Consider the following 5,581-nt stretch of genomic DNA (forward strand, 5'->3'; position numbering starts at 1 on the left):
CTCGCACGGGTGGGGCGCGGGGAGCCGGACGGACTCCACGACCACGTACCGCCTGCGGCGGTGGGACTCCCCACCAAGGTCGCCCGCCGCCGCGGCCCTCCCTGACCCTCCGATTCAGGAGTGCACCCATGCGTACGTACATCGGCGGCCATCAGGCCGTCAGCACCGACGACTTCATCGAGCTGGCCCTCGGTACCCCGGTCGAGCTGTGGCTCGGGGTGGAGGGCGAGACCGGGGAGGAGCGCGCGGCCCGGCTGGACGCGGCCCGCGACATCCTCGCCGAGTACCCCGACCTCCCGGACAACGTGAGCCGGATCGCCGCCGAGGTGATCGAGGCGCACGCCCCCGAGCTGTTCAACGTGACCTCGCTCCGCCGCACCAAGCCCGCCGCCCGCAGCCGGACGCACTCCTTCAAGGGGGCTGCGGCATGAGCGGGATCCCGCCCGCCGAGCGGCCGAAAGTCCCGCCGCTCACCCGCCCCGAGGTGGGCCTCGCCGGTACCGGCGCGCTCGCCGCGGCCGGGGTGGGGGCCCTCGGGCTCATCTCCTCGTTCGACGCGGTGTCGGCTGCGGCCGGCCGGTGGGGGTTCGGCGAGCCGTGGATGCTGCCGGTCGGCATCGACCTCGCGATCCCGGTGTTCACCGTGGCCAACCTGCTGCTGATCCGGATGGACATGGCACTGGTGTGGGTGCGGTTCGTGCCGTGGCTGCTCACGCTCGTGACCTGCGGCCTGAACGTGGCCGCGGGGAACGGGCCGTGGGCGAAGCTGGCCCACGGCACGATGCCCCTGCTGTGGGTGGTCTTCTCGGAGATCGGCGCCCACATCTACGCCGTCCGCATCGGCGCCGTGACCGGCCGGCGCATGGACAAGATCCGGGGCTCCCGGTGGTTCCTCGCCTTCCCGTCCACGTTCTCGCTGTGGCGACGGATGACCCTCTGGGAGATCACCTCGTACGCCGATGCGCTGGCGCGGGAGAGGGAGCGCCAGCTCGCCCGTGCGGAGCTGCGGGAGACGTACGGGCGGCGCTGGCGGTCCAAGACACCGCGGCGGGAGCGGGTCCTGCTCCGGCTCGGCGAACTGGCGCCAGCGGAAGCGCCAGCGGCCGCGGTCGAGAGCGACGTCCTGAAGAACGACGGCTCGATGGCGGCCGGTGCGGCCGAGGCGGTTGCGTCCGGACCGGTCCCGTCCGCCGTTCCCCCGCCGGAGCCCGAGCAGGTACCGGCCGTGGCCGCGGCGCCTGTGCCCGCTCTTCCGGCTCCGCGGCGGCGCCCGGCGCGCGGCAAGGCCAAGAAGTCGAAGCCGCCGCGGACCGCCGAGGAGCTTCTCGCCGAGGCCCGCGAGATCACCGAGGCGTGGCCCGACAGCGCGATCAACGCCGAGACCATCCGGACTCACCTGCGGTGTTCGGCGGCCAGCTCCCGCGTGCTGCGGGACCAGATCCTCTCCGACCGGGCCTCGGAGAGGGACGTACAGGACTTCGGCGCCGCCGCTGACGCGCTCGACGTCGACTCGGACGGGCCGACCGCCGACGTGGTGGCCGAGGAGGTCGCCGCGTGAAGGCCCGCCGCTACTCCGGACATCCGACTCGAAGGAGCCCGCTCATGCGTCCCGTCATCCTCTTCAGCCTGATGCACCGCACCGGGGAGACGCGCACGGCCCGTTGGCGGCCCGAGCGTCTGGCGGTGGCGACCGCGCGTCAGTGCATCGCCCGCGGCCGGCGCCGCCCCACGGCCACCGTGCACGTTTACGAGACGACCGACCGCGAGGGCACCGCCCTGCACATCGGCTACGTCCACCACGGGGCGGACTTCTACGAGGGGGTCGACTTCGTGACCGACATCTACGAGATCCCCACCAGCGCGCTTCTGGCGATCTGAGCGGTCAGAGGCTGTCGAGCACCCGCGCCACGATGCGGGCCACCCGGTACCGCAGGTGGTGCCTCCGGCTGCAGAACCGCTCAGCGCGCCACCGCGCGGGCTGGTTCACCGGCGCCTCGCACCACGTGCACGGCCCCGACTGCTGGTCTGCGTCAAGTCCCCCCATGCCCCGACCCTAGCCCCCGGTCCGCGGGGCGGGTTCTCTCGCGTGCCCGGCCGTCCACCTCTCACAGCGCCGGCCGGGCCCGCTATCCCTCGCACTGGAAGGAACCACCAGTGAAACACCCCGACGACGAGAACGAACTCTTCGCCCGACTCGAAGCCGACATGGCCGCGGGCCACGGGGCCGACGTGGTCGACCTCGGCAAGGCCCGGACCGCCCGTACGGAGTCGCCGGACGCGTCGGCCGTCCCGGCGGCCAACGGGACCGCCGCCGGGAGGCCGACGCGGACGGGTACGGCGACCGACGACCCGTCGGCCCGTATCCCGGTCGACGGCCCGGCCGCCGCCGGGCCCGGCTACCTCGGCCGACTCGCGGGCGCCAAGCGCCGCCCGATCGTGCCCGTCTGGCTGCAGTCCACGGCCGAACTCCGCACCGCGGCCCGCTGGGTCGCCTCCCACTACGCCCACCTCACCGGCTACCACGCCCTCCGCTCCCCGGTCTACGCCGGCCGTCTGCTGCTCCAGTCGCCCCGCGGAACCGCCCGCTTCCTCGGCACCACGATGCGGTGGGTCGCCGACCGCGAGGGCGAGCCGGTCCGCCTGGCCGCCGTGCGCCGCGAGGACGTCGGGGAGTACCTGAAGCTGTCGCGGCAGCGCGACGGCCGCGTCCGTCTGCGGGTCCTGGTGGCCACGCTCGCCGCGTTCATCGGGACGGGCCTCGCGCTCGCCCTGTACGTGCTGGCCCCCGGGTGGCTCCAGGCCGTCTCCGTCGGCTCGGTGCTGCTCGCCCTCGGCACCGCCGGCGGCCACGCCGACGCCCCCGTCGTCAACCGGGCCGTGGAGATCGCCAAGGTCCCCAAGCTCACCTCGGACATCGTCCTGCGGGCCCTGGGCGCGCTCGGTATCCCCGCGATCAGCCAGGCACAGGCCAAGGGCCGTGACGGGTTCACGTTCACCGCGCCCATCACCCGCGACGGGCCCGGCTGGCGCGCGGAGGGCGACCTCCCGTACGGCGTGACCGTCACCGACGTCATCGAGCGCCGCGACAAGCTCGCCTCCGGCCTTCGCCGCCCGCTGGGGTGCGTGTGGCCCGAGGCCGTCCCGGAGGAGCACACCGGACACCTGGTCCTGTGGGTCGGCGACCAGGACATGACCAAGGCCAAGAAACCCAAGTGGCCGCTGGCCACGGGCGGGGCGGTCGACCTGTTCAAGCCGGTCGCCTACGGCACCGACCAGCGCGGACGCTGGGTCGAGGTCACCCTCATGTACATCGCCGGCGTCATCGGCGCGATCCCCCGCATGGGCAAGACCTTCCTCCTGCGCCTCCTGCTCCTGATCGCTGCACTCGACCCGCGGGCGGAGCTGCACACGTACGACATGAAGGGCACCGGCGACCTCGACCCGGTCGGCAACGCCGTCTCCCACCGGCACGCCGCCGGTGACGACGACGAGTCCATCACCTACGCCCTCCAGGACTTCCGCAGCCTGCGCGAAGAGCTGCGCCGCCGGGTCAAGGTGATCCGGTCGCTGCCGCGGGACATCTGCCCCGAGAACAAGGTGACCAGCCACCTCGCCGACAAACGCTCCCTCGGCCTGCACCCGATCATCGTCGGCGTGGACGAGTGCCAGGTCCTCTTCGAGCACCCCGAACACGGCAAGGAGTTCGAGGAGATCTGCACCGACCTGGTCAAACGCGGCCCCGCCACCGGCATCGTGCTGCTCCTCGCCACGCAGCGCCCGGACGCCAAGTCCCTGCCCACCGGCATCTCCGCGAACGCCTCGGCCCGCTGGTGCCTGAAGGTCATGGGCCAGACCGAGAACGACATGGTCCTCGGCACCTCCCAGTACAAGCGGGGCGTACGGGCCACGATGTTCGCCTGGGGAGACAAGGGCATCCACTACTTCATGGGCGAGGGCTCCGACGCCCGCATCGTCGCCTCCGTCTACGTGGACGGCCCCGGCGCCGACACCATCGCCGCCCGCGCCCGCAAAGCCCGCGAGAAGACCGGACTCCTGACCGGACACTCCCTCGGCGAAGTCCCCGAAGAGACCACCGGCCCCGCCTACGACCTGCTCGCCGACGTCCTCGCCGTCGTCCCCGCCGCCGAGGAGCGGGTGTGGAACGAGCGGATCGCCGCCCGCCTCGCCGAGCTGCGGCCCGAGGTGTACGGCGGCTGGAAGGGCGAGACCGTCACCAGCGCGCTCAAGCCGTACGGCATCAAGACCCGCGACGTCGCCGGCACCACCGACGACGGAACCCGCACCACCCGCCGCGGAACCGTCCGCGCCCACATCACCACCGCAGTCGCGGAACGTAACGGAAACCCGGGCGCGGCATAGCCCCGAACCGGTGCTACCGGTAGCACGCACACCTGCTACCGGTAGCACCCCCGCTAGCACCCCGAACCGCGTCTGATCAGCGCGCTAGCGCATAGCACCCCACCTGCGGAAAACCCCGGAACCCGCCTGGGAGGGCCCTTCATGACCCCCGCCCTGCTCGCTACCACCGTCCTGCTGCTCATCACTGCCGGTTACTCGCTGCTGTGTGCGGCCTCGCCGCTCGCGGACTGCCGCAAGTGCCGCGGCTTCGGCTTCCAGCTCACCACCGACCGCAAGGGCCGCACCAAGCGGGGCAAGCACTGCCGCCGCTGCGACGGCCACGGCAAGCGCATCCGCCTCGGCCGCCGCCTCTACCACCGCGCCGCCCGCATCCACCGCGCGGGCACCCGCTGAACCGCCTCACCCACTGAGAAGGGACCACCCGATGACCTTCACCATCTCCGCCGTCCTGCTCTTCGGCGCCGGTTCGTACTTCGTCCTCAGGTCCAAGGCCGCCGGCGCCGGAGCCGCCATCGTCCTGTTCCTCTTCGGGTTCTTCACCGCCGGCACCGGCGCCTACGAGCCCATCACCAACCTCGTGAAGACCTCCGCCGCCGCCCTCACCGAGATCGCCGAGTAGGAGACACCCGCCATGAACCACAAGCCCACGCACCAGGACACGACCGCCGGAACCCACTACCCCGTCCCCCTGTCCCCGGTGCACACCCCGCTCGCCGTCCACCAGCCGCACGCACTCCCCGACGTCCAGACCATCCAGCTCCCCGACGGCCGCCTCATCACCGGCTACGCCCTCGGCCCGGCCAAGGAACCCGAGCCCTACCGGCAGCGCCCGGCCATCAGCCCGGCCGCGGTCAACGTGGCCATCGGCGGAATCGGCTTCCTCGCCGTATGCGGCGGACTGCTCCTGCTCACCACGTTCATCACCGCACTCGCCGCGCTGATCCAGCAGCTCATCATCCTCGCCACCGTCCTCTTCGGCGGCTGGATCGCCGTACAGGCCTACAGCCCCCACAACAACCGTGCCTCGCACGGCACGACGGTCAACATCCGCCGCGCCGTCATCAAGCGCAACCACTTCCACCAGAGGTAGATGCGCCGCGGCGGCAGGACTCCCCACCAAGGTCGCCCGCCGCCGCGGTCCTCCCTACCCGTCCGAAGACAGACAGGAGACCCCAAGCATGAAGCACCGAAGGGTCCTTGC

8 protein-coding genes are annotated in these 5,581 nt (G+C 72.4%); 7 read left to right on the forward strand and 1 reads right to left on the reverse strand.

Features of this window, described 5'->3' with window-relative positions:
• The first annotated feature begins 128 nt into the window (after positions 1 to 128).
• The 3 genes from ACZ7JZ_RS35790 to ACZ7JZ_RS35800 are packed head-to-tail and all read left to right on the forward strand — an operon-like array spanning position 129 to position 1,878.
• Positions 129 to 431 carry a hypothetical protein gene (locus ACZ7JZ_RS35790; RefSeq protein WP_470947298.1) on the forward strand — a complete coding sequence of 101 codons (303 nt, stop codon included), beginning with the start codon at positions 129 to 131 and terminating at the stop codon, positions 429 to 431.
• Positions 428 to 1,558 (forward strand): DUF2637 domain-containing protein, encoded by a 1,131-nt coding sequence (locus tag ACZ7JZ_RS35795; RefSeq protein ID WP_470947300.1) that lies wholly within the window; start codon positions 428 to 430, stop codon positions 1,556 to 1,558. The genes ACZ7JZ_RS35790 and ACZ7JZ_RS35795 overlap by 4 nt, the downstream gene beginning before the upstream one ends.
• Positions 1,559 to 1,602: 44 nt before the next feature.
• Positions 1,603 to 1,878 carry a hypothetical protein gene (locus ACZ7JZ_RS35800; RefSeq protein WP_470947302.1) on the forward strand — a complete coding sequence of 92 codons (276 nt, stop codon included), beginning with the start codon at positions 1,603 to 1,605 and terminating at the stop codon, positions 1,876 to 1,878.
• 4 nt (positions 1,879 to 1,882) lie between these two features.
• Here the strand turns inward: ACZ7JZ_RS35800 and ACZ7JZ_RS35805 are convergent, their stop codons facing one another.
• Positions 1,883 to 2,044, reverse strand: coding sequence for a hypothetical protein (locus tag ACZ7JZ_RS35805; protein WP_470947304.1), 162 nt, complete (start codon positions 2,042 to 2,044; stop codon positions 1,883 to 1,885).
• Positions 2,045 to 2,154: 110 nt separating this feature from the next.
• Between ACZ7JZ_RS35805 and ACZ7JZ_RS35810 the strand changes: the two genes are divergently transcribed.
• The 4 genes from ACZ7JZ_RS35810 (at position 2,155) to ACZ7JZ_RS35825 (ending at position 5,470) form a co-directional block, all read left to right on the forward strand.
• Entirely contained in the window at positions 2,155 to 4,380 is a 2,226-nt protein-coding gene (locus tag ACZ7JZ_RS35810; protein WP_470947306.1) for a cell division protein FtsK, read from the forward strand.
• A gap of 141 nt (positions 4,381 to 4,521) precedes the next feature.
• Positions 4,522 to 4,773: a hypothetical protein gene (locus ACZ7JZ_RS35815; protein ID WP_470947308.1), complete on the forward strand. Its 252-nt coding sequence runs from the start codon at positions 4,522 to 4,524 to the stop codon at positions 4,771 to 4,773.
• Positions 4,774 to 4,804: 31 nt separating this feature from the next.
• Positions 4,805 to 4,999 carry a hypothetical protein gene (locus tag ACZ7JZ_RS35820; protein WP_470947311.1) on the forward strand — a complete coding sequence of 65 codons (195 nt, stop codon included), beginning with the start codon at positions 4,805 to 4,807 and terminating at the stop codon, positions 4,997 to 4,999.
• A gap of 12 nt (positions 5,000 to 5,011) precedes the next feature.
• Entirely contained in the window at positions 5,012 to 5,470 is a 459-nt protein-coding gene (locus ACZ7JZ_RS35825) for a hypothetical protein (RefSeq protein WP_470947312.1), read from the forward strand.
• The last annotated feature ends 111 nt before the right edge of the window (positions 5,471 to 5,581 follow it).

Source organism: Streptomyces sp. NPDC038213, assembly GCF_055600495.1.